Source organism: Pseudomonas sp. SLFW, from assembly GCF_009905615.1.
Classification (GTDB): domain Bacteria; phylum Pseudomonadota; class Gammaproteobacteria; order Pseudomonadales; family Pseudomonadaceae; genus Aquipseudomonas; species Aquipseudomonas bambusae.
Genome location: NZ_JAAAKW010000020.1, coordinates 55,632 through 77,369, shown reverse-complemented (window position 1 = coordinate 77,369; position 21,738 = coordinate 55,632). Strand labels below are relative to the sequence as shown.

Here is a 21,738-nt window from a genome sequence, read left to right as displayed (position 1 = left end):
ATTCCATGCAAACCAAACGCTCAGTCATACGCAACACTGCGTTGAGCTATGCAGGCCAGGCCTACACGCTGCTGGTGGGAATCCTGATCATGCCGTTCTACCTCGGCCACATGGGCGCCGAGGCATATGGCCTGATCGGTTTCTTCTCGGTGTTGCAGGCCTGGCTGCAATTGCTGGACGCGGGGTTGTCGCCCAGCCTGGTGCGCGCCGTTGCGCATCAGCAAGGGGCGACGGTGCAGGACTATCACTCCGGCCGCCTGCTGCGGTCGTTCGAACTGATCTTCGTGCCGTTGGCCGGCCTGTGTTGTGTGGCGATGATGGCCGGGAGTGACTGGATCGCCGTGCACTGGCTCAACGCCAAGGAGCTGTCGACCCAGACGCTGGTCGAGTGCATCAGCCTGATGGGTATCGTGATCGCCCTGCGGCTGTTTTCGACACTCTATAAAAGCGGGATTCAGGGCCTCGAACAACACGCATGGCTGAACATCGCCAACGTGATCATCGCCACCCTGCGCTACTTCGGCGGGCTGTTTCTGGTGAGTACGATCACCAGCGACCCGGTGACGTTCTTCGAGTTTCAGGTGCTGGTGGGGCTGGTCGAAACCCTGATCTTTGCCGCCCGCGCGTATCAGCAGATGCCGAAGCCGTCGTTGTTGACCGGATTCGACTGGCAGTTGGTCAAACCGATCATCCCGTTCGCCGCCAGCATGTCGGGCACTGCGGTGTTGTGGATCGTGCTGACCCAGATCGACAAGGTGCTGCTGTCCGAGATGCTGCCGCTCAACGAGTACGGTTACTTCTCGCTGGTGGCGCTGATTACCACCGGGATCATGATGTTGAGCAACCCCCTGGCGCAGACGCTGCTGCCGCGTCTGACGGTGTTGATGGCCGAGGGACGTCGCGATGACATGCACGCTTTGTTTCTGGCCGCCAACCGCTTCGTCTGCACGTTTCTGTTTCCACTGGCCGCGCTGATCGCCTTGCATGCTCACGAGATGGTGTACGCCTGGTCGGGCGATCGACTGGCCGCCGACTGGAGCCGCTCGATTCTGCCTTGGTACTCGCTGGGCAGCGCGATCATGGCCGTCAGTGCGTTTCAGTTCTACCTGCAATACGCCTATGGGCAGATGCGATTGCACGTCTGGTACAGCGTCATTTCTGCGCTGATCACGGTGCCAGTGATGGTGCTGGCGATTCACTTTTACGGAGCCTTGGGCGCCGCCCTCGCCTGGTTCGTTCTGCGCGTGGTGTCGTTCGCCATCTGGCCGATGATCGTGCATCAACGCCTCGCGCCGGGCATTCACGGCTTCTGGTTGCGCGACATCTTGCGCATCAGCGTGATGACGGCCGTGGGCCTGGCGATCAGCGAGCCGGTGCTGCGACTGATCGCCGATGACAATCGCTTCAACACGTTCTTGGGTCTGGCCGTCAGCGGCCTGATCACGCTGATGGTGGTAGCCGCCAGCTACAAGCCACTGGTGACGAAGATTTCCGTCCTGTTCAGCAAGCCCAGTCTCTAACGAGGCTTTAAACCGAGAGCCACAGCCATGGATGCTATTAGCAAAAAGACGAGCGTCTCGCCGTCCGCCGCACCCCTGGTCAGCATTGTCTGTCCAGCCTACAACCAGCAAGCCTACGTCGCTCAGACGCTGGAAGGCTTTCTGATGCAGGAAACGTCGTTCGAATTCGAAATTCTGGTGAACGACGACGCCTCCACGGATGGCACCGCCCGCATCATTGCCGAATACGTCGAACGTTACCCGACGCTGATCCGGCCCTTCTATCACGAGACGAACCAGTACTCACAAGGCAACTCGTCAGTGCCGCGCCTGTTTGGCCAGGCACGGGGCCGCTACATCGCTTTCTGCGAAGGCGACGATTACTGGACCGACCCGCGCAAACTGCAGATCCAGGTGGAGTTCCTCGAAAACCACCCCGATTACGTGCTGACCTACCACGACGCCATTCCCTTCGACACCAACGGCCAGTACCCAATTCAGCTGCAAGGCGAGTTGCGGGGCGACGCCACGGCGCTGGAGTTGCAAAAGGCCCGGCCCATTTCGACGCTGACCACGGTGTTTCGCAACGTCTTCGACTCGCTGCCCAAGGAACTGGTCGGCGCGCCGCTGAACGATCTGGTGTGGTGGTCGCTGCTCGGGGCGTACGGCAAGGGCAAATTCATGGCCGACATCAAGCCCGCCATGTATCGCCTGCATCCGGGTGGTGTGTTCTCCATGCGCTCGAACAAACGCAAATTGCACATGGCGTTGCAAACGTCCGGCGCACTGGCCAACTACTACAACCGCCTGGGCAACGACGAGCTTTACGAGCACTTCCTGATGGAGCTGATCGGTTACTCACTGTCCGCGATCACGCCTCAGCGCAAGGTCCAGACCCTGCTGCAAGTGGGGCGCAATTTCAGCACTAACATCGGCAAGAGACTGATGACGACGTTCAGCAAAGGTCATGTTCAGTAACGTTCTGGTGGTCTGCGTCGGCAACATCTGTCGCAGCCCCATGGCCGAGGCGATGCTCCGACAACGCGTACGCACAGGCGTCGTGATCTCGTCGGCCGGCACCCACGCCATGCTCAGTTCCACCATGGACCCACTGGCCAAGGCCGTGTTGCAGGTCAACGGCGTCGAGGCTCACCGGCATCGCAGTCGTCAGATCGACCGGCAAATGCTTTACGACGCGGACCTGATCCTGCTGATGGAAAACCGCCAGATGCAAAGCGTGCTCAAGCTGGCCCCCGAGGTACGCGGCAAGACGTTTCTGATTGGCAAATGGCAACACGCACTGGAAATAGCCGACCCCTACCGGCGCCCGAAACTAGCCTTTGAACAGACCTACGAGCAGCTTTCGCGTTGCGTCGACGACTGGCTTCCTTATCTTCAGTCAGGAGATCCAAGATAAATGACCGCTATGAACCGTACTTCCCTGGACGAGGTCCAGGACTCCCGGATCGATTTGGCGACTATCTTGCGCACACTTTTCGATCACAAAGGAATGATTGCATCGATTGTCGGTGTCTGCGTCCTGATTGGACTCACCTACGCCGTCCTCGCCACGCCGATCTTTCAGGCCAACGCGATGATCCAGATCGAGCCGAAGAAAATCGGCATCGAGGGCCGCACGGAGATCAACGCCAAGCCGCTGTCGGTGTCCCAGGCGACCACCGAAATCGAACTGATCAAATCCCGCGCGGTGCTGGGCAAGGTCGTGGAAGACCTCAAGCTCAACATTATTCAGAAGCCGAAATACGTGCCGGGCATCGGCGGTTACATGGCCCGTCACTTCAAGCCTGATCACGAAGGCGAAATCGCCTCGTCGATGTTCGGCCTCGACAGCTACGCGTGGGGCGGCGAGAAGATCGACATCTTCCAGCTGGAAGTGCCTGACGCGCTGCTCGGCGAGAAAATGACGATGGTCATCGACAAGCCTGAAACCTTCAGCCTGTACGACGAAGACCACAACAAGCTGCTCAGCGGCCCGGTCGGTCAGAGCGTTGAAGGCAGTGGCCTGAAGATTCAGGTCGCCGCGCTCGCAGGGCGTCCGGGCACCGAGTTCACGGTGATCCGTCAACGCACCCTGACCGCCGCACTGGATTATCAGGACCGCCTGAAAATCATTGAAGCGGGCAAAGACTCCGGCATCGTGTACCTGACGATTCAGGACCCCGATCCCGCCTTGGCCAAGCGCATCCTCAATGAAGTCAGCCGCCTGTACGTGCGCCAAAACGTGGAACGCAGTTCAGCCGAAGCCGCCCAGCGCCTTGAATTCCTGCGCTCGCAGTTGCCAGCGGTTCGCAAACAGTTGGAGCAGTCGGAAATTGCCTTGAACAATTTCCAGACCAGCGCCAAGTCGGTGGACCTGAGCGTGGAGACCAAATCGGTCCTCGACCAAGTGGTCAAGCTGGAAGGCACGTTGTCTGACCTGAAGATGAAGCGGGTCGATGTCGAGCGGTTGTACACGCCGGAGCACCCGACCTATCGCGGTCTGATGACCCAGATCAGCCAGGTTGAAGCGCAGAAAGCGGCGCTGCTGAAGAAAATCGAAACCTTGCCTGCCACGCAACAGGAATTGCTGCGCCTGACCCGCGACATGCAGGTCACTTCGCAGACGTACACCCTGTTGCTGGACAAGAGCCAGGAGCAGGACATTCTGCGCGCTGGCAGCATCGGCAACGTCCGGGTGATCGACAACGCCGACGCCAACGTCGAAGAGCCGGTCAAGCCAATGCGCAAAATCATCGTGCTGGTCGCCGCCCTCGTCGGTCTGCTGCTGGCGGTTGCCACCGTGTTTGTGCGTCAGGCGTTCTATCGCGGCGTGGATAACCCCGACGTGATCGAAAACCTGGGCATGCCGGTCTACGCGTCGCTACCGTTTTCGCGACAGCAGGAGCGCATGGACAAAGCGGGCAGCCGTTCAGGCGGCAAGGAGCCCCGCCTGCTCAGCGTCAGCGCGCCAACGGAACTGGCGATCGAGTCGCTGCGCAGCCTGCGCACCAGCCTGCATTTCGCCATGCTCGAAGCGCGCAACAACGTGCTGATGATTTCCAGCCCGACGCCGGGCGTGGGCAAATCGTTCGTCTCCAGCAACCTGGCGGTGATCATTGCCCAGACCGGCAAACGCGTGCTGCTGATCGACGCCGACATGCGCAAAGGCTACCTGCACAAGCTGTTCAACCTGACGCCCAAGCATGGCTTGTCCGACACCCTGGCCGCGCGGCTGAAAAGCAAGGAAGTGATCAACCACACCGAAGTGCGCAACCTGGACTTCATTTCCTGTGGTTTCGCGGCGCCCAACCCGTCGGAGCTGTTGATGCATGACAACTTCAACAAGCTGATCACCGACCTGTCGCCGCTGTATGACCTGGTGATCGTCGACACCCCGCCGATCCTGGCCGTCACCGACGCCACGCTGGTGGGGCGCCAATCGGGCACCTGTCTGCTGGTCACCCGGTTCGGCTTGAGCACTGCCAAGGAAATCGAGGCGTGCAAACGTCGCCTGATGCACAACGGCATCGTGATCAAAGGGGCGATTTTCAACGGCGTGCTGCGCAAGGCGTCCACCGCCGACTACGACTGCGCCGCGTACGGCTACGACTACACGACCGTTCGTAAATAACCCATGACGCCCCGCCGCACCCACGCGGGCGGGGCACCCAGCAGTAGAAGTGCAGTAAAGGAGACGTTCATGGCCAGGACCATTGCAGTGATGCAACCTTATCTCTTTCCCTATCTGGGTTACTTTCAGCTCATCGCCGCGGCAGACGTTTTCGTCCTGGGAGACGATCTGCACTATGTGCGTTCGGGCTGGGTCAACCGCAACCGCATTCTTCACGGCGACGAAGCCCGCCTGATCAGCTTTCCGTTGAAGAAAGACCGCTTTTTGTTGCAGATCAATCAGCGCCAGTTGTGCGACGGTTTCAGCGAAGAAGCCGAGCGGCTGATTCGTCTGATCACCGAAAGCTACGAGCACGCGCCCTACTTCGCCCAGGTCATGCCGCTGATCGAGCGCCTGATCCGCTTTCCTCAACAGAACATCGCGCTCTACGCCGAAAATGCGCTGCGTGAAATGTGCGCCTACTTGCACATCGTCACGCCGATCATGCGCAGTTCGGACCTGATTCTGGGCAGCCCGGCGGACAAGCAGGAACGCATCATCCGCATTGCCCACACGTTTGAAGCGACGACGTTCATCACGCCCGAAGGGGGATCGGTGGTGTACGACCGTGACCACTTCGCGAGAAACCGCCTGCTGGTGCGGTTTTTCCGGATGGGCACGGTGGAATACCCACAGTTTGGTCAACCTTTCGTCGCGAATTTATCCATCATCGATGTACTGATGTTCAACTGCGTCGAGCAGGTCCAACACATGCTGACTCAATACCAGCTGGACAAGCACCCGCCCGCCGCCGATCCCGGACTGCTGGCCAGGCCGACGCCACACCCTGAGCGTGTTTCAACCCCGACGAACCGGATTGCAGTGGAGTGAAGAACGATGTCTCAAGCCGATAGCCCTTCCAGCAACCCCGCCCGCTGGTACCTGATTCAGACCAAACCCCGCCAGGAAGGCCGGGCGCAGGAACATTTGCAGCGCCAGCATTTCGAGTGCTACCGACCGGTCAAGCATGGCGAGAAAAAACGCGGCTCTCGCGGCCCCACCGAAGAAGAGCTGTTCCCGGGCTATCTGTTCATTCGCATGGACCAGACGAATGACAACTGGTATCCGATCCGCTCGACCCGTGGCGTGGCCCGTATCGTGACCTTTGGCGGGATGCCGATTCCGGTCAAGGACGAACTGATCGAGCAGATCCGCGAACGCCTGCTGGTGCCGCTGCCGAAAGTGGCGTTTCAACAGGGCGAAGCCGTGCGCATCACCGCCGAGGGCTTCAACGATGTGGAAGCGATCTTCCTCACGGCCGATGGCGATGAGCGTGCGGTGATCCTGCTCAACCTGCTGCACCGCGAACAGAAAGTGACCTTGCCGGTCAGCAGCCTGTCGCGGATGGAAGTGCGGGTCAGCTGAAAACCCGCAACCCTTTGTAGGCACGCAAACCTCTGTGGGAGCGAATTCATTCGCGAGAGGGCGGTACATCCGATGCTGATCTGTCGGATATGAAACCGCATCGCGAATGAATTCGCTCCCACAGCAGTCAGCCCTGTGCTCGGCAACACCCCCGACTTCGTTTATGAGTGCTGAGCATTTCGCCCGGCGCTCTCGATCCTCTTTGCCCGGAACTCACCATGACCTCCAAAACGACGCTGGTGACGCTCACCTATGGTGACCGTTTCAATTACCTGCACACACTTGTCAGCCGTTCGCTGGAAAGCCCGTTGATCGACCGCGTGATCATTGTCAGCAACGCGTCGACCTCGCCACTGGACACCCTGCGTCGTACCTGGCCGGATCAGGTCAGCGTGATCTACATGCACGAGAACACCGGCTCGGCCCGTGGTTACTCGGTGGGCATTCAGGCCGCGCTGGATGCCGGCGCCGAACACATCTGGCTGATGGACGACGACAACGCGCCGACGATCAACGCCATCGCGACGCTGCATCAGGTGCTCGAAGAACGCAAACTCATCGACGGTGAAGAAAAAGCCGCCGTGCTGGGTTTTCGTCCGACCCACCAAGCAGACATCGCCGCCGGTGTGCCGAAACGTTTCGCGATCCAGCGCCGGTCGAGCTTCTTCGGTTTCCACATCGCGCAGCTGCCTTACAAAATCTGGCGCCGCCTGCCGTGGGGCGCACCGCAAGGGGCTCAAGGCAAGCTGCAAATGGTGGAGCTGCCGTTCGCGACCTACGGCGGCCTGCTCGCCCACCGCAACCTGTATCGCAAGATCGGCCTGCCGCTGGACGCGTTGATGCTTTACGCCGACGACAGCGAATACACCTGGCGCATCACGGCAGGTGGCGGACGGATTTTCCTGGTGCCGGACGCGGTGCTCGATGACCTGGAAAGCTCCTGGAACATCAAGGCGCGCACCAACAACATCTACGAGAGCTTCCTGCTGGGCGGCTCCGACTTGCGGGCCTACTACGGCGCGCGCAACCAGGCCTGGTTCGACAAGAACGTCTGGGCCAACTCGTCGCTGCTGTACAGCCTCAACCGCTGGGCGTTTTTCCGGTTGTTGCGGTTGATCGCCAAGCGCCGGGGCGCCGAAGAGCGCCTGAGCCTGATTGAAAAAGCCATCCGTGACGGTGAGTCCGGCGTACTGGGTCTGAATCAGTCGTATCCACTATGAAAATACTGTTCATCAGCAGCCTGTACTCACCCCACATCGGTGGCGGCGCGGAGGTCATTCTTCAACGCACCGTCGAAGGCCTGCAACAACGCGGCTGCCAGGTCAGCGTGCTGGTGACCGGTCCCGACACGGGGCTGGCGACCGAGACGGTCAATGGCGTGAAGGTTTACCGCGCCGGTCTGCACAATTTCTACTGGCACTTCGGCGCACAGCGTCCGGGGCGTCTGGCGCGATTGGGCTGGCACCTGCGAGACCGTTACAACGGCGCCATGCGTCGCTATGTAAAGGACGTGATCAGCGTCGAGCAACCCCATTTGGTCGTCTGCCACAACCTCGCAGGCTGGTCGGTCTCGGTCTGGGATGAAATCACCGCCGCCCGGTTGCCCATCGTTCAGGTGCTGCACGACATGTACCTGATGTGCCCGAGCAGCAACATGTTCAAGCGCGGCCAGTGCTGTCAGCAGCAATGCAGCAGTTGTCAGTCGTTTCGCAAAGGCCACGACGCCCGCTCGGCACAGGTCTCGACGGTGGTCGGGGTCAGCCAGTTCATCCTCGACAAGTTGCAGAAGCGCGGTTACTTCAACGAGGCCAAAGGTTACGTGGTGCACAACGCCAGTCCTTATGCTGCCGTACGCAACGGATTGAGCCGGCAACGCCAGCTTGACCCGGTGATGCGAAAAGCCCCGCTGCGTTTCGGATACATGGGCACCCTGTCCGAGCAGAAAGGCGTACGCTGGCTCATCGAGCAGTTTCAGCGCCTGCCGTTCGACGCGACGCTGCAGATCGCCGGACGTGGACAGGCCAGCGACGAAGCCGCCTTCAAGGCGCTGGCGACGTCGCCGAACATCAGTTTCGTCGGGTATCAAAAGCCCGAAGCGTTCTACAGCCAGATCGACGTGGCCGTGGTGCCCTCGTTGTGGAACGAGCCGTTCGGCATGGTCGCCGTCGAGGCCTGCGCCCACTCGGTGCCGGTGATCGCCAGCCGCATGGGTGGCTTGCCGGAAATCATTCAGGACCCGCTCAACGGTTTGCTGTGCAGCCCGAGCGATCCGGACTCACTGGGCCACGCGATGCTCCGGCTGCATCAGCAGCCTGATCTGTTGGCCCGCTTGAGCAACGAGGCGCGGGTCAGCGTGGCGTCGCTGCTGGACCTGGAGCTGATGCTGGACAGTTACGAAAGCATCTTCGCCCAGACTTTGCTGGACAACATTGCACAGCGAGACCCGACTGGATTGCCGCACCCTGTTTGAAAACCGTAGTCACGCGACTCCACCCGCCGACGGCCCGAGACCTACCTGAGCAAGCGCTCCGGACCGTGCCTCTTCATTGAGACAAACCATGCCCATCACGCACCTGACGAGGTTACGACGACCCCTTACGGTCCTGCTGCTGAGTTGGGGCATGTGCGGCGCAGTCCTTGCCGACGATTCCTTCATCATCGGGGTCGACACCCACCTGATGAACAAGAACACTTCGCCAGCCAAGGCATTGCAACTGCTGCAGGCGGCGGGCGTTGACTCGGTGCGGGACGATGCCTACTGGTCCAGCGCCGAACCCCGACGAGGCTTGATGAAAATCGAGTCGTCATGGCAGACGTTTCTGAGCCAGGCCCAGGAACATCGGCTACGGCCCCTGCTGGTGTTGGGCTACGGAAACCCGTTTTACGACAACTACGCCAAACCGCGAAAACCACTGGTGCGGGATGCCTATGGCAACTACGTGAGTTTTGTCACCCGCCAATTGGCGGACAGTGTGGATTTTTATGAAGTCTGGAACGAGTGGGACAAGGAGAATCCTGTCGATTCTGACTTCGCCAAGGATTACAGCGTGCTGGTGCAGGAAGCGGCTCGGCGCATTCGCACCAACCAGCGGCCGATGGTGATTCTCGCCGGGGCAGTGACCAGTCAGGGCATGGACCTGGGCTTCGCCGACCGGCTGGTGGGATCGGGAATTCTGAATGTCGTCGATGGCCTGTCGCTGCACCCGTACGTGCATTGCCGCGCGGATGAACGCAACACGCCGGAGAACTGGATCGCCTGGCTGCGACGGATCAGTGAAGACCTCAAGGACAAGACAAAGAACAAGACCGCCGTGCCGCTCTACCTGACCGAGATGGGCTGGCCCAGCAACGAAGGGCGTTGCGGCGGCGACGAGAAAACCCAGGCAGCATTTCTGGCGCGCAGCTTCTTCCTGGCGCAGACGATGCCGAACATCAAAGGGATGTGGTGGAACGGCTTACTCAACGATGGCCCCGACGCCACGGACCCTGAACAGAATTTCGGGTTGCTGACGCAGGACCTGGGGGTCAAGCAGGCGTACCTGACGTTGAAGGCGATCAGCCCGACCTTGCATCAGTTTCGCTATGACGCGGAGAAGAGCCGGGAGATCGACTCGCAGTACTTGCTGAGGTTCGCCCGGGGTTCGGATCAGATCATGGTGGCGTGGACGGCGGGTTATCCGCGGTCAATCAAACTGGATTCAAGCAGCGTGTTGCGCGGGAACGTGCAGTACATCGACACGCGAGAACCGCAGAAAGGATTGGTGGACAGCGGAATCCCGTGGAACTGCAACGAAGGGCGGTGCTCGGCGCAGGTGCCGATCGATGAGTTTCCCAAGATCATCACGCTGGGTACCCGCCCTGCCCTGTTTGCGTTGCCCTGATTCGTGACCTCGTTACAGTCGCTCCCGGATTACCAACACACTGATGGTTCTGCTTGAAACGCAGATTCCCTGTGGGAGCGAATTCATTCGCGAGACGGGTTGTACATCCGACAGAAATGTTTCGGATGTCCCGTCCTCTCGCGAATAAATTCGCTCCCACAGTCTGCAACCGCTCAGCCCGCCCATTCCGGATTGAGCTCAGGACTTACGACCCCTTCATCTTCTATCAGGTCGCCCACAATGATTGTGATCAATGCACGTTTTCTGACTCAGGAGTTGCGCGGCGTCCAACGCTTCGCGGAACAGACCTGTCTGGCCCTCAAACAGCTGCGTGACGACGTGGTTTTCGTCGCCCCTCACGGCATCAAAATGCACGACACGGCCCGCGCCCTCGACGTGCAGTGCATCGGCAGCCACAGCGGTCACGTCTGGGAACAGCTCGACCTGCCGCTGTACCTGCGCCGCAACGGCAACCCGCTGCTGATTTCCCTGTGCAGCACGGCGCCGCTTTTCTATGGCAACCAGATCGCGACCCACCACGACGTCACGTACGTGCGTCACCCCGAAAGCTACACCCGTGCCTTTCGCCTGCTGTACCGGACGATGACGCCGATCATGCTGTCGCGCATCAAGGCGCTGCTGACCGTCAGTAACTTTTCCAAGGGCGAGATTTCGCAGTTTTACAACTACCCGGAAAAGAAGATTTTCGTGGTGCCCAACGCGGTGAGCGAAGCGTTCCAGCCGGGGCCGCCGCTCAAGGATCACCCCGACTATCTGCTCGCTGTGTCCTCGCCCAGCGCGCACAAGAACTTCAGCCGGATGATTCAGGCGTTCCTGATGCTGCGCGACCACGACGACCTGCAACTGCACATCGTCGGTGGGGCGAGTGACGTGTTTGCCGATGACAACCTGCAACGCCTGGCCAGCCGCGACAAACGCATCCGTTTCCTCGGGCGGCTGAGCGACGACGAACTGATCGCACAATACCAGGGCGCTACGGCGTTCGTGTTCCCTTCACTGTATGAAGGCTTCGGCATCCCGCCCCTCGAAGCGCAAGCCTGCGGCTGCCCGGTGCTGGCCGCCAACGCGGCATCGATTCCGGAAGTGTTGCAGGCGAGCGCCTTGTACTTCGACCCGATGGATGTCACGCACATGGCCTCGGCGATGGAACGCATTCTGGTGGACTTGCCGCTGCGCCAGTCGCTGCGACGACGCGGCCTGAACAACGTGGCGCGGTTTTCCTGGGACGAGTCGGCGCGGCGGGTGTCGCAGCGCATCGACACCCTGCTCAACCAGCCCAGGGACCGACGCACCAGCACCGGCAATGACGCCCTGCGTCGTGAATCGTCCAGCAAGCTCTGAGGCACGCCCATGAAACGTTTGGCCTATCTTGACGCGCTGCGCGGCGTCGCGGCCCTGATGGTGGTGTTCACGCACCTCTATGCGCCGATCATCGGTCATGTCTGGGTCTTCGATTACCTGATCGACCCCGGCAAGCTGGGCGTGCTGTGGTTCTTCATGATCAGCGGCGTGGTCATCCCCTACAGCCTCAAGCCCGGTCCCGACGGCGCGCAGCGGTTTCTGATTTCACGCTTCATGCGGCTGTACCCGGCGTACTGGCTGTCGCTGCTGTTGTTCGTGGTGATGCTGAGACTGACCGACGCTCCGCTGCCCTCCCTCGCCCAGATCATCGCCAACGTGACGATGGTGCAAGCGGCCCTGGGCTTCGATGACGTGGTGGGGTTGTACTGGACGCTGTTCATCGAGTTGGTGTTCTACGCCTTGTGCCTGGCGCTGTTCATCGGTGGCAAGCTGTATGACCAGACCTTCCGCACCCGTTGTTCGTTGCTGTTCTTGCTGATGGCCCTGGCCATGGCCGTGGTTCGCGCGGTGAGCGAGCGCAAGTTGCCGGTGGCCCTGCCGTTGGCGTTGTCGCTGATGTTCTTCGGTTCGGTGTGGCGCCAGTGGCTGCTGGCCGAACACAGCAAAGAACTGACCCGCAACCTGAAAACGCTGTTGATTGCCTTCGCCGTGCTGCTGATGCCGACGCTGATCATGGCGTACAGCAAGGACATGGGCACCGGGGAAACATGGGGCCGTTACTGCTTCACCTACGCGCTGGCCATCAGCAGTTTTCTGTTGCTGACCCGCAGCGTGCGTCTGGACCACCCCGTGCTGGTGTGGTTGGGCGCGGTGAGTTACTCGCTGTACCTGCTTCACCCTTCAATGTTGATGCTGGCCGAGTTTCTTCTAAAGAGCAGCGGGGCTTCGGCGTTGACCCTTGCGGTCGTCGCCACCCTCCTGACCCTCGGGGCGTCTCATCTGTCTTTCCGCTACATCGAGACACCTTTTATCCAACTTGGAAAACGTCTCAATAATCGCAAGGCGAAGGCGCAAACCATCAGCGTCTGAAGCCGTGCATGCGCCAATGACAACCGCTCTGGGAAAACCTGCGCGAGCTTCGCTCGACGTAGCGGGTTTCCGTGAGCCGTTAATGCAGAGAATTCCAATGAAAATTGCAATCGTCCACGACTGGCTGGTGACGTACGCGGGTGCCGAAAGGGTTTTAGCCGCGCTCATCAATATCTGGCCCGAGGCGGATCTGTTTTCCGTCATCGATTTCCTCAGCGATCAGGACCGCGCCCATTTGGGCGGCAAGGTCGCCAAGACCACGTTCATTCAGCGTCTGCCCAAGGCGCGCACCAAATATCAGCGTTATTTGCCGCTGATGCCAATGGCCATCGAGCAACTGGACCTGTCCGGTTACGACCTGATCATCAGCAGCAGCCACGCAGTAGCCAAAGGCGTGCTGTGCGGCCCGGACCAATTGCACATCAGCTATGTGCACTCGCCCATCCGCTACGCCTGGGACTTGCAGCACCAGTACCTGAAAGAAGCCAACATGAACAGCGGCCTCAAAGGCAAGGTCGCACGGATGATCCTGCACTACATGCGGATGTGGGATCAGCGCACCTCCGCAGGGGTCGATGACTTCATCGCCAACTCGCACTTCATCGGCGCCCGAATCACCAAGTCCTACCGTCGCGAATCCACGGTGATCTACCCGCCTGTGGACACCAACGGTTTCACCCTGCAAGAGACCAAACAGGATTACTACTTCACGGCGTCGCGCATGGTGCCCTACAAGCGCATGCCGATGATCATCGAAGCCTTCGCTGCCATGCCGGACAAGCGTCTGGTGGTGGTCGGCGACGGCCCGGAGATGGAAAAAGCCAAAGCCGTGGCGGCCCACGCGCCTAACGTCACGCTGCTCGGTTATCAACCGTTCGCGGTGTTGCAGGAACACATGCGCAACGCCAAGGCCTTCGTATTCGCCGCCGAGGAAGACTTCGGCATCAGCCCGGTGGAGGCGCAGGCCTGCGGCACGCCGGTCATCGCCTTCGGCAAGGGCGGCGTGCTGGAAACCGTCTGCGGGCTGGATCATCCGCAGCCAACCGGGGTGTTTTATCCGGAGCAGAGCGCCGCATCGTTGATGGAGGCGGTCGAGACCTTCGAAGCGTCCGGCGGGCGCATCACTGCACAGGCCTGTCGCATCAACGCCGAGCGGTTCAGCGAAGCCCGCTTCGAGCAGGAAATGCGTCAGTTCGTCGAGATGCGCTTGAGCGCCTCGCGCCAGGCCCGCCAGCCCGCGCAATACCGGGCCACGCAGCCAGCGCCGAGCCTTGTTACACCCAGTTTGTCTGCCTCAAGCCTGGTCCCTGGCGACCTCGCCGCCCGCGTTGTTCCGATTAAATCTGTCTGAGCGAGCACCGAACATGAGCACACCTCTTCGCGGCATCTTGCATGCTCATCAATCGTCCTTGTCTGTCGCCCACCGCCTGCTGGATCTGGCGGTGATTGCCATCGGCGGCTATTGCGTCAACCTTATCGCAGGCTCGGAGATGGACGCCGAAGCCTGGATGCAAATCCTCCTGGCGGCCGTGGCGTTCCACTGGCTCGCTGAGTACCACCAGCTCTACGGCTCGTGGCGCGGCGAACGCATCCTGCGCGAACTGCTGAAAGTCGCCAATTACTGGGGGCTGGCGTTCATCCTGTTGTTGACCGTGGATTACCTGCTGCTGCACCCGGCGAACCTGGCGAATAACAGCCAGATGGCGTGGTTCGCCACCGTCATGATGGCGCTGTGCGGTTATAGGCTGGCGATTCGCAGCGTGCTGCACACCTTGCGCGCTCGCGGCTTCAACGCCCGTCGCGTCGCCATCGTCGGCACTGGCCATTGCGGCGAACGTCTGGCGATGTCCATCGAAAGCGCGCCGTGGATGGGCCTGGACCTGCTGGGTTTCTACGACGAGACCCCGGAGCAAATGGACCTCGCGCGGATCGGTCGGCGCATTCCGGTGCTGGGCGACCTGGATCAACTGATCGCCGATGCCCGCGACGGCAAGATCGACAAGGTCTACATCACCCTGACCCTTGGCGCCCAGGCGCGGCTTCAGGAATTGATCAAGGGCCTGAGCGACACCACCGCGTCGGTCTACGTGATCCCGGACGTGTTCATGTTCGAGCTGCTGCACGCCCGCACCGAAAGCATCAACGGCCTGCCGAGCATCAGCATTTTCGACTCGCCCATGGACGGCGCGTGGAGCGTGGTCAAGCGCATCGAGGACATTGTGCTGTCGAGCGTGATCCTCGGCATGATCGCCCTGCCGCTGATGCTGATCGCATTGGCCATCAAGTTCACCTCACCAGGTCCTGTGCTGTTTCGCCAACGTCGCTACGGGCTGGACGGCCGACCGATCATGGTCTGGAAATTCCGCAGCATGAGCGTTCAGGAGAACGGCGACGTGGTCACCCAGGCCACGCGCAACGACAGCCGGATCACGCCGCTGGGCGCCTTCCTGCGTCGCACTTCGCTGGACGAGCTGCCGCAATTCTTCAACGTGCTGCGCGGCGACATGTCCATCGTCGGCCCGCGCCCACACGCGGTGGCGCACAACGAGCAATACCGCACGCAGGTCTCGGGCTACATGCTGCGGCACAAGGTCAAGCCGGGCATTACCGGCTGGGCGCAAATCAACGGCTGGCGTGGCGAGACCGACACGCTGGACAAGATGCAGAAACGCGTGGAATTCGACCTGCAGTACATCGAGCACTGGTCGGTCTGGCTGGACATGAAAATCATCCTGCTGACGCTCTTCAAAGGCTTCGTCAACAAGAACGCATTTTAAAAAATCTGCCAATAAAAACGACGTGGCCGTCGCTGACGAGCGCGGCAGGAGGTGCATGGGTGTATGAAATAACGTGATCCGCTGTTCGGTGTGAGTAAGGGATGCAATGAAATCACTGCGGTGCCAGTACGCACCTATTAGGATTAGAAGGAACATTCATATGAAAGTAACGTTAGCGGTAGTGCTGCTTTCCAGTCTGGTTTTGCAAGGCTGCGCATTCGCCCCCGGTCAATACATGTCACTGAGCGATGTCACTGAAAAGGACCCTGACGGTCCGGCGGTCACGCTCGTCCAGATCACTCCGACGACCCTGGCCCAGCAGCAGAAAACGGCTGCTTCCCAGGCCAAGCCATTGCCACCTGAGTTGATGACCTACAAAACCCCTGAATACGTGGTCGGGCCGGGCGATGCCCTGCTGGTCACCGTGTTCGAACACCCTGAACTGACCGCCCCCGGCTCTCAGGAACAACTGGACGCCAACAGCCGCGAAGTGTTGAACGACGGCACGGTGTTCTTCCCGTATGTCGGTCGTATTCAAGCGGCGGGCAAGACCGTTTCGCAGATTCGCGAACAACTGCGCATGGGCTTGTTGCCGCAATACACCGAGGTCAAGGTGGACGTGAAAGTGCTGCGTTACAACAGCCAGCGCATCCTCCTGTCCGGTGCGTTCAAAGCGCCGGGGCCACAACCGATCACCAACATCCCGTTGAGCCTGGTGCAAGCGATCAGCACCGCTGGCCTGGACCTGACCGACGCTAACCTCGCTGGCCTGACCTTGCGTCGCGACGGCAAGGACTACGTGATCGACGTCGATTCGCTGAACCGCAAGGACTCGCAGCTGAGCAAGATCTACCTCAAGGACGGCGACTATCTGCACCTGAACAGCAACTCGAAAAACAAGATCTACGTGTTGGGCGAGGTTCAGCGTCCACAGGTGATTTCGTTCAGCACCACCAGCGTGACCCTGCTTGAAGCCCTCGGCACGTCCGGCGGCCTGAGCCCGGACGCGGCGGACGGTGAGGCCGTTTACGTGATTCGGGCGCAGGACGCGACCCACTCGGCGACGGTGTATCACTTGAACGCGAAGAAACCGACCAGTTACGCGCTGGCCAAGGGTTTCGAGCTGGCGGCGCAAGACGTCGTGTTTGTCGGCCCGGCCAACATCACCCGTTGGAGCCGTTACGTGAGCCAGCTGTTGGGTTCGAACAACATCATCCAGACGGGTGCGATGTTCCGGAACTAAAGGAGCAGCTTCGAGCTTGAAGCTTCAAGTGGCAAGTTAGAAGCAAAAGCAAAAGCAAAAATCCTCGCAGTCGTTGGCTGCGGGGATTTTTTTTGGCTGGCGTTTTGTTCATCCAGCTAAAGGCAATGGCGCCGAGATACCCGCAACTGTTGCCCCGACAACACCTATTCAACACTTGCCTCCGCCTGCATCAGTTCGCATCATCAGGCGTTTACGCACAACTGTCGTGGAGCCCGCGCAATCATTGGGCAACACGTTCGTCGGCTACGCTGGCACGCATGCTGCTTTAAAACTGTCACAGGGTCTATCCGCCCACTCACTTTCGCGTTGCACGCGGCCTGTACGGTGCACGTTGCACCTCGGGTGACTGACCCCAAGGAATCTGAACATGTTGGTCGTTTCAATTTCAGGCAGCCCATCGACCCGGTCACGCTCGGGCGTGGTGCTGAAACACGCGGCACAGTGGCTGACCGATCACGGCGTCGGCGTGAAGCCTGTCCGCGTCCAGGACTTCAATGCCGAAGACCTGCTTTACGCACGCTTCGACAGCCCCGAAGTCATCGCCTTTATCGACGCTGTGGCCAAGGCCGACGGCCTGCTGATCGGCACGCCGGTGTACAAGGCCTCGTTTTCCGGCGCGTTGAAAACCCTGCTCGATTTGCTGCCGGAGCGCTCGCTGCACGGCAAAGTCGTCCTGCCCATCGCCACCGGTGGCAGCATCGCGCACATGCTGGCCGTGGATTACGCGCTGAAGCCGGTGCTGTCCGCGCTCAAATGCCAGGAAGTGCTGCACGGCGTGTTCGCCATCGACACCCAGATCAGCTACGGCGACAACGCTCTCGGTGGGGACCTCGACGAACTGCTGACCCAGCGACTGCACGACGGGCTGGATCATTTCCTGCTGGGGCTGCAACACCGCACGAACGCGCGGCATAAAGAGGCGGGTGGGCATTTGAAGCTGGCGCTTTGAAGTCCAATGGATCTCATGTAGGAGCGTGGCTTGTCCCGCGACCGGCGACGGAGTCGTCGTGAATGCTGCACACGCCGTCTCCCGGTATACCGCATTCACCGAATTGACGACTGCTGCGCAGCCGGTCGCGGGACAAGCCGCGCTCCTACAGGTTACTGCTGCAACAGCGGATACAGCGACAACACCAACAGCGCCGCCATCACCCCATTGAACACCCGCAACCACAGCGGATCTCGCAGCACGTTGCGCAACAGGCTGCCAAACCCTGCCCACATCCCCACCGCTGGCAGGTTGACGATGCCGAACACCAACGCGATCACCGCAACGTTCGTGAAATAGCCATTCATGGGCGTGTACGTGCTGATCGCGCCGACCGCCATCACCCACGCCTTGGGATTGACCCACTGGAACGCTGCCGCGCCGAGGAAGCTCATCGGTTTGCCTTTGCCTGCATCGCTTTCGTTGGCGGGGCCTGAGGTCGCGATCTTGTACGCCAGGTACAACAGATACGCCGCGCCCGCGTAACGCAGCACGGTGTAGAGCACGGGATAAGCCTTGAACACCGCCCCCAGACCGAAGCCGACCGCCAGCACCATCAACGCGAAACCGCAACTGATGCCGAGCATGTGGGGAATGGTGCGGTTGAAACCGAAGTTCACGCCCGAGGACAGCAGCATGGTGTTGTTGGGACCCGGTGTGATGGATGAAACAAGGGCGAACAGGATAAAGGCGAGCAGCAGGTCGGGAGTCAGCATGAGACGGGTCCAGTGTTGTTTTCTGCCTGCCACGCTAGCGAAAGCGAAGCGGGAAACACATGGACAGTAACGCTGACTTTCGTCCGTACAGTTAGCTGGCAAAACTCAGGTCACAGCAACTGTATTGGCGTACAGCGTTCAGCCCTGGCGAGCCTTGGAAGCCGTGCTGACCTCGGCGTTGAACTCGCCGCGGTTGTCGAATTCGTGGGCTTGCTGCAATTGAGGCTGGGCCATCAACTGAGCTTTGCGGGCTTGGTAATCGTCGTAGGAGAGGCCGCGACGGTTGAGGTCTTCAAGGGCCAACTGGTGGGTTTCTTCAGCGGTGTAAGGACGCAGTTCGGGATGATTGCCAGCGGCACAGCCAGAAACGACGGCGACGGAAAACAACAGGGCAAGGGCAAGAAGACGGTTCATCGGAGCCTCCATTCGGCTCGTTTCTGGAATGAAGCCAAGGCTACGCGCCGGGGCATTCCAGCTGAAATCAGTCGTCTTGATAGTCGCTATCGGGTTTTCAGAGCCTGCACGCTGAACACCGCGATGCTGATGAAACGCAGCATTCCCTGTGGGAGCTGTCGTAACCTCCAGCAGCTCCCACAGGGGTTGAGTGGAATTCAGGCAGGCATCACACCAACCAATGCCATAACAGCGATGTGCCGATCAGGCCCACGACCGAGACGATGGTCTGTAACACCGACCACACCCAGATCGTCTGCTTGAGCTGCAAACCAAAATACTCGCGGACCATCCAGAAACCCGCGTCGTTGACGTGGCAGAAGAACACCGAACCCGCGCCGATCACCAACGCCACCAACGACGCTTCGATCGGCGCCAGGCCCGCCATCATCGGCGCGAGAATACCTGCGGTCGTAGTGGTCGCCACGGTGGCAGAACCCGTCGCCTGACGCAGTGCCACGGCGATCAGCCAGGCCAGCAGCAGGTACGGCATGTGTGCGCCTTCGGCCACTTTACTGATGGTCTGGCTGACACCGGCGTCCAGCAGGGTCTGCTTCAAACCACCACCGGCGCCGATGGTCAGCAACAGCACGGCAATCGGCGCGAGGCTTTTACGCAACGTGCCGCCCACCTGTTCGCGGGAAATGCCGTTGGCCCAGCCGAGGCAAACCGTGGCCGCCAGCACGGCGATCCCCAAGGCCACCAGCGGTTCGCCGAGGAATTTCAGGGTCAGCGCGACGTTGCTTTCCGGCTCCATCGCCACTTTGGCCAGCGTGCTGCCGAGCATCAGAATCACCGGCAACAGGATGATCAGCAGGGAAATACCAAAGCCTGGCTGGCGGTTCACGTTGGATTTGGCGGAAAACAGCTCGCCCAATTCAGCCGGCGCCTCAATGTGCAGGCGCTTGGACAGCCAGTTGCCGTACAGCGGACCGGCCAGAATCACCGCCGGAATCGCAATGCAGATGCCCAGCAACATGGTCAGGCCCAGATCGGCGTGCAACGCGCTGACCGCAATCAGCGGCCCCGGATGGGGAGGCATCAGTGCATGCAGCGTGGTCATGCCCGCCAACGCCGGAATCGCGATTTTCAGGAGCGGCAGGTTCGACTGACGCGCCATCACGAAGATGATTGGCACCATCATCACCAACCCCACCTCGAAGAACAGCGGCAGGCCGATGACCATCGCCACCAGCGCCATCACCCATGGCAGCGTCTTGCCCTTGCCCAACCCCAGCAGTGTCGAGGCGATGCGATCCGCCGCCCCCGATTCCGCCATCAGCGCGCCAAGCATGGCACCGAGCGCAATGATGATCCCCGCTTCCCCGAGAATTCCGCCCGCGCCTTTGCTGAACGCTTTTGCAACCGCCTCCGCTGGCAGCCCCGCACCTATCCCTGCGATGAAAGTACCCACCAGAATCGACAGAAACGGCGGGAGTTTGGTGGCGCTGATCAACACGATGATCGTGGCAATGGCGATCAGGCAGCAGATGATCAGGCGGGTGTCATGAAACACCCACGCAGCAGACGACAAGTCCAAGAGTGACCCCTTAATCGTTCGATTCTTATTCAAGGTTTTCTGAAACACTTTGTTTCAGATGGCCAAACGATACCGGATGCGGCAACTCGTCGCAGTGGTTTTTTCTTGGAAAGTGGCCGAAAAGCCCTGCCATTCATCCATTCATCTAAATGAATACGGTCTATGACTGTAGGAGTGAGCTTGCTCGCGATAGCGGAGGGTCAGGTCTCGAATCTGGGGCAGGCATATCGCTATCGCGAGCAAGCTCACTCCTACAGTAATGGGGTTTGGGCGCACTCAATCAACACATCCCTTAACGCCTGCGCCGCGGCTGACAGTTTGTGATCGGCGAGGGTCATCAACCCGATCCTCCGTTCGATGCGCGGCCCTTCGAGCGCAATGCAGCGGGCGCCCAACTCCTGCATTTGCTGAATACACAACGAGGGCACGGCGCTGACCCCCAACCCGTTCGCCACCATGCGGCCGACCGTGGACAGCTGATGGCTTTCAAACGCCACCGAGAGCTTGCCGTGCTGGGTTTGCAGATCCTGCTCAAGCAACAACCGCACGGCGGAGGGCCGTTGCAGGGTGATGAAGTCGTGGCGCAGCAGCTCGTCCCACGTCACCTCCCCTTTCGCCGCCAAGGGCGAATCCATCGGCACCACCGCGACGAAACGGTCGGTGTAGAACGGCGTGAAGGTCAGGTTGTTGGCGGACTCGGGTTCGAAGCCGATGCCCAATTCAACGCGGCGGTGATCCACCATTTCCAACACTTGCTCGTTGATCACGTCGTGCACCGCGACGTTGACCCTGGGGTAGCGCCCGCGAAACACCTTGAGCGCGATCGGCAGCAAATTCCCCGCGAACGACGGCATCGCGGCAATCGACACTTTGCCCATCTGCAAGGTGAAGCGCTGGCGCAGCAGTTCTTCGGCGTTGTCCCAATCCGCCAACAGCTGCCGGGCCAGTGGCAGCAGCGTTTCGCCTTCAGGGGTCAGGCTGACATTGCGCGTGGTGCGGGTCAGCAATTGACCGCCCAAGTCCTCTTCCAGCGCCTTGATCGTCAGGCTCAGCGCCGGTTGCGACAGGTGCAGGCGCTCCCCTGCTTGCGCAAAACTCAAGGACTGCGCGACGGCCAGAAAAGCTCGGAGCTGCTTCACGTTCATATATTTGAATTACTTATCAATCTATGAA

Annotated in this window: 19 protein-coding genes; 15 read left to right on the top strand and 4 right to left on the bottom strand. The window is 60.3% G+C overall.

What is annotated here, in order from left to right:
* Positions 1 to 5 precede the first annotated feature (5 nt).
* From GVN17_RS25135 to ssuE, 15 genes are all read left to right on the top strand, one after another.
* On the top strand, positions 6 to 1,520 hold the full coding sequence (locus tag GVN17_RS25135; RefSeq protein WP_166597984.1) for a lipopolysaccharide biosynthesis protein: 1,515 nt from the start codon (positions 6 to 8) through the stop codon (positions 1,518 to 1,520).
* A gap of 27 nt (positions 1,521 to 1,547) precedes the next feature.
* Positions 1,548 to 2,477: a glycosyltransferase gene (locus tag GVN17_RS25130; RefSeq protein ID WP_166597983.1), complete on the top strand. Its 930-nt coding sequence runs from the start codon at positions 1,548 to 1,550 to the stop codon at positions 2,475 to 2,477.
* A complete protein-coding gene (locus tag GVN17_RS25125) occupies positions 2,467 to 2,916 on the top strand; it encodes a low molecular weight protein-tyrosine-phosphatase (RefSeq protein ID WP_166597982.1) in 450 nt (149 codons plus the stop codon). The genes GVN17_RS25130 and GVN17_RS25125 overlap by 11 nt, the downstream gene beginning before the upstream one ends.
* Positions 2,917 to 5,130, top strand: a complete 2,214-nt coding sequence (locus GVN17_RS25120) for a polysaccharide biosynthesis tyrosine autokinase (protein WP_166597981.1) — start codon at positions 2,917 to 2,919, stop codon at positions 5,128 to 5,130.
* A 69-nt stretch (positions 5,131 to 5,199) separates the two neighbouring features.
* Positions 5,200 to 6,000, top strand: a complete 801-nt coding sequence (locus GVN17_RS25115; RefSeq protein ID WP_166597980.1) for a WbqC family protein — start codon at positions 5,200 to 5,202, stop codon at positions 5,998 to 6,000.
* A 6-nt stretch (positions 6,001 to 6,006) separates the two neighbouring features.
* A complete protein-coding gene (rfaH, locus tag GVN17_RS25110) occupies positions 6,007 to 6,534 on the top strand; it encodes a transcription/translation regulatory transformer protein RfaH (RefSeq protein WP_166597979.1) in 528 nt (175 codons plus the stop codon).
* A gap of 218 nt (positions 6,535 to 6,752) precedes the next feature.
* On the top strand, positions 6,753 to 7,754 hold the full coding sequence (locus GVN17_RS25105) for a glycosyltransferase (RefSeq protein WP_166597978.1): 1,002 nt from the start codon (positions 6,753 to 6,755) through the stop codon (positions 7,752 to 7,754).
* Positions 7,751 to 9,004, top strand: coding sequence for a glycosyltransferase family 4 protein (locus tag GVN17_RS25100; protein ID WP_166597977.1), 1,254 nt, complete (start codon positions 7,751 to 7,753; stop codon positions 9,002 to 9,004). The genes GVN17_RS25105 and GVN17_RS25100 overlap by 4 nt, the downstream gene beginning before the upstream one ends.
* A gap of 88 nt (positions 9,005 to 9,092) precedes the next feature.
* Entirely contained in the window at positions 9,093 to 10,415 is a 1,323-nt protein-coding gene (locus tag GVN17_RS25095; RefSeq protein ID WP_166597976.1) for a hypothetical protein, read from the top strand.
* Positions 10,416 to 10,655: 240 nt separating this feature from the next.
* Positions 10,656 to 11,777, top strand: coding sequence for a glycosyltransferase family 1 protein (locus GVN17_RS25090; protein WP_166597975.1), 1,122 nt, complete (start codon positions 10,656 to 10,658; stop codon positions 11,775 to 11,777).
* 9 nt (positions 11,778 to 11,786) lie between these two features.
* The gene (locus GVN17_RS25085; protein ID WP_166597974.1) at positions 11,787 to 12,827 is read left to right on the top strand and encodes an acyltransferase; all 1,041 of its coding nucleotides are present in this window, start codon (positions 11,787 to 11,789) and stop codon (positions 12,825 to 12,827) included.
* Positions 12,828 to 12,924: 97 nt separating this feature from the next.
* Positions 12,925 to 14,178, top strand: coding sequence for a glycosyltransferase family 4 protein (locus GVN17_RS25080; protein WP_166597973.1), 1,254 nt, complete (start codon positions 12,925 to 12,927; stop codon positions 14,176 to 14,178).
* A gap of 13 nt (positions 14,179 to 14,191) precedes the next feature.
* Positions 14,192 to 15,604, top strand: a complete 1,413-nt coding sequence (locus GVN17_RS25075) for an undecaprenyl-phosphate glucose phosphotransferase (RefSeq protein ID WP_166597972.1) — start codon at positions 14,192 to 14,194, stop codon at positions 15,602 to 15,604.
* Positions 15,605 to 15,764: 160 nt separating this feature from the next.
* Entirely contained in the window at positions 15,765 to 16,847 is a 1,083-nt protein-coding gene (locus tag GVN17_RS25070; RefSeq protein ID WP_166597971.1) for a polysaccharide biosynthesis/export family protein, read from the top strand.
* A gap of 388 nt (positions 16,848 to 17,235) precedes the next feature.
* On the top strand, positions 17,236 to 17,817 hold the full coding sequence (gene ssuE / locus GVN17_RS25065; RefSeq protein WP_166597970.1) for an NADPH-dependent FMN reductase: 582 nt from the start codon (positions 17,236 to 17,238) through the stop codon (positions 17,815 to 17,817).
* A 152-nt stretch (positions 17,818 to 17,969) separates the two neighbouring features.
* On the opposite strand, the gene GVN17_RS25060 is transcribed toward ssuE, so the two are convergent.
* The 4 genes from GVN17_RS25060 to GVN17_RS25045 all read right to left on the bottom strand — a co-directional run bounded on the left by GVN17_RS25060 (position 17,970) and on the right by GVN17_RS25045 (position 21,710).
* The gene (locus GVN17_RS25060; protein WP_166597969.1) at positions 17,970 to 18,572 is read right to left on the bottom strand and encodes a LysE family translocator; all 603 of its coding nucleotides are present in this window, start codon (positions 18,570 to 18,572) and stop codon (positions 17,970 to 17,972) included.
* A 138-nt stretch (positions 18,573 to 18,710) separates the two neighbouring features.
* Positions 18,711 to 18,986: a hypothetical protein gene (locus GVN17_RS25055; protein WP_166597968.1), complete on the bottom strand. Its 276-nt coding sequence runs from the start codon at positions 18,984 to 18,986 to the stop codon at positions 18,711 to 18,713.
* Between the two features lie 208 nt (positions 18,987 to 19,194).
* Entirely contained in the window at positions 19,195 to 20,565 is a 1,371-nt protein-coding gene (locus GVN17_RS25050; RefSeq protein WP_166597967.1) for a gluconate:H+ symporter, read from the bottom strand.
* A 251-nt stretch (positions 20,566 to 20,816) separates the two neighbouring features.
* Positions 20,817 to 21,710, bottom strand: coding sequence for a LysR family transcriptional regulator (locus GVN17_RS25045; protein ID WP_166597966.1), 894 nt, complete (start codon positions 21,708 to 21,710; stop codon positions 20,817 to 20,819).
* Positions 21,711 to 21,738: the final 28 nt, after the last annotated feature.

Coding starts and splice junctions, on each gene's coding strand:
- GVN17_RS25135 (WP_166597984.1), top strand. CDS start 6: ATGCAAACCAAACGCTCAGTCATACGCAACACTGCGTTGAGCTATGCA.
- GVN17_RS25130 (WP_166597983.1), top strand. CDS start 1,548: ATGGATGCTATTAGCAAAAAGACGAGCGTCTCGCCGTCCGCCGCACCC.
- GVN17_RS25125 (WP_166597982.1), top strand. CDS start 2,467: ATGTTCAGTAACGTTCTGGTGGTCTGCGTCGGCAACATCTGTCGCAGC.
- GVN17_RS25120 (WP_166597981.1), top strand. CDS start 2,917: ATGACCGCTATGAACCGTACTTCCCTGGACGAGGTCCAGGACTCCCGG.
- GVN17_RS25115 (WP_166597980.1), top strand. CDS start 5,200: ATGGCCAGGACCATTGCAGTGATGCAACCTTATCTCTTTCCCTATCTG.
- rfaH (WP_166597979.1), top strand. CDS start 6,007: ATGTCTCAAGCCGATAGCCCTTCCAGCAACCCCGCCCGCTGGTACCTG.
- GVN17_RS25105 (WP_166597978.1), top strand. CDS start 6,753: ATGACCTCCAAAACGACGCTGGTGACGCTCACCTATGGTGACCGTTTC.
- GVN17_RS25100 (WP_166597977.1), top strand. CDS start 7,751: ATGAAAATACTGTTCATCAGCAGCCTGTACTCACCCCACATCGGTGGC.
- GVN17_RS25095 (WP_166597976.1), top strand. CDS start 9,093: ATGCCCATCACGCACCTGACGAGGTTACGACGACCCCTTACGGTCCTG.
- GVN17_RS25090 (WP_166597975.1), top strand. CDS start 10,656: ATGATTGTGATCAATGCACGTTTTCTGACTCAGGAGTTGCGCGGCGTC.
- GVN17_RS25085 (WP_166597974.1), top strand. CDS start 11,787: ATGAAACGTTTGGCCTATCTTGACGCGCTGCGCGGCGTCGCGGCCCTG.
- GVN17_RS25080 (WP_166597973.1), top strand. CDS start 12,925: ATGAAAATTGCAATCGTCCACGACTGGCTGGTGACGTACGCGGGTGCC.
- GVN17_RS25075 (WP_166597972.1), top strand. CDS start 14,192: ATGAGCACACCTCTTCGCGGCATCTTGCATGCTCATCAATCGTCCTTG.
- GVN17_RS25070 (WP_166597971.1), top strand. CDS start 15,765: ATGAAAGTAACGTTAGCGGTAGTGCTGCTTTCCAGTCTGGTTTTGCAA.
- ssuE (WP_166597970.1), top strand. CDS start 17,236: ATGTTGGTCGTTTCAATTTCAGGCAGCCCATCGACCCGGTCACGCTCG.
- GVN17_RS25060 (WP_166597969.1), bottom strand. CDS start 18,572: ATGCTGACTCCCGACCTGCTGCTCGCCTTTATCCTGTTCGCCCTTGTT.
- GVN17_RS25055 (WP_166597968.1), bottom strand. CDS start 18,986: ATGAACCGTCTTCTTGCCCTTGCCCTGTTGTTTTCCGTCGCCGTCGTT.
- GVN17_RS25045 (WP_166597966.1), bottom strand. CDS start 21,710: ATGAACGTGAAGCAGCTCCGAGCTTTTCTGGCCGTCGCGCAGTCCTTG.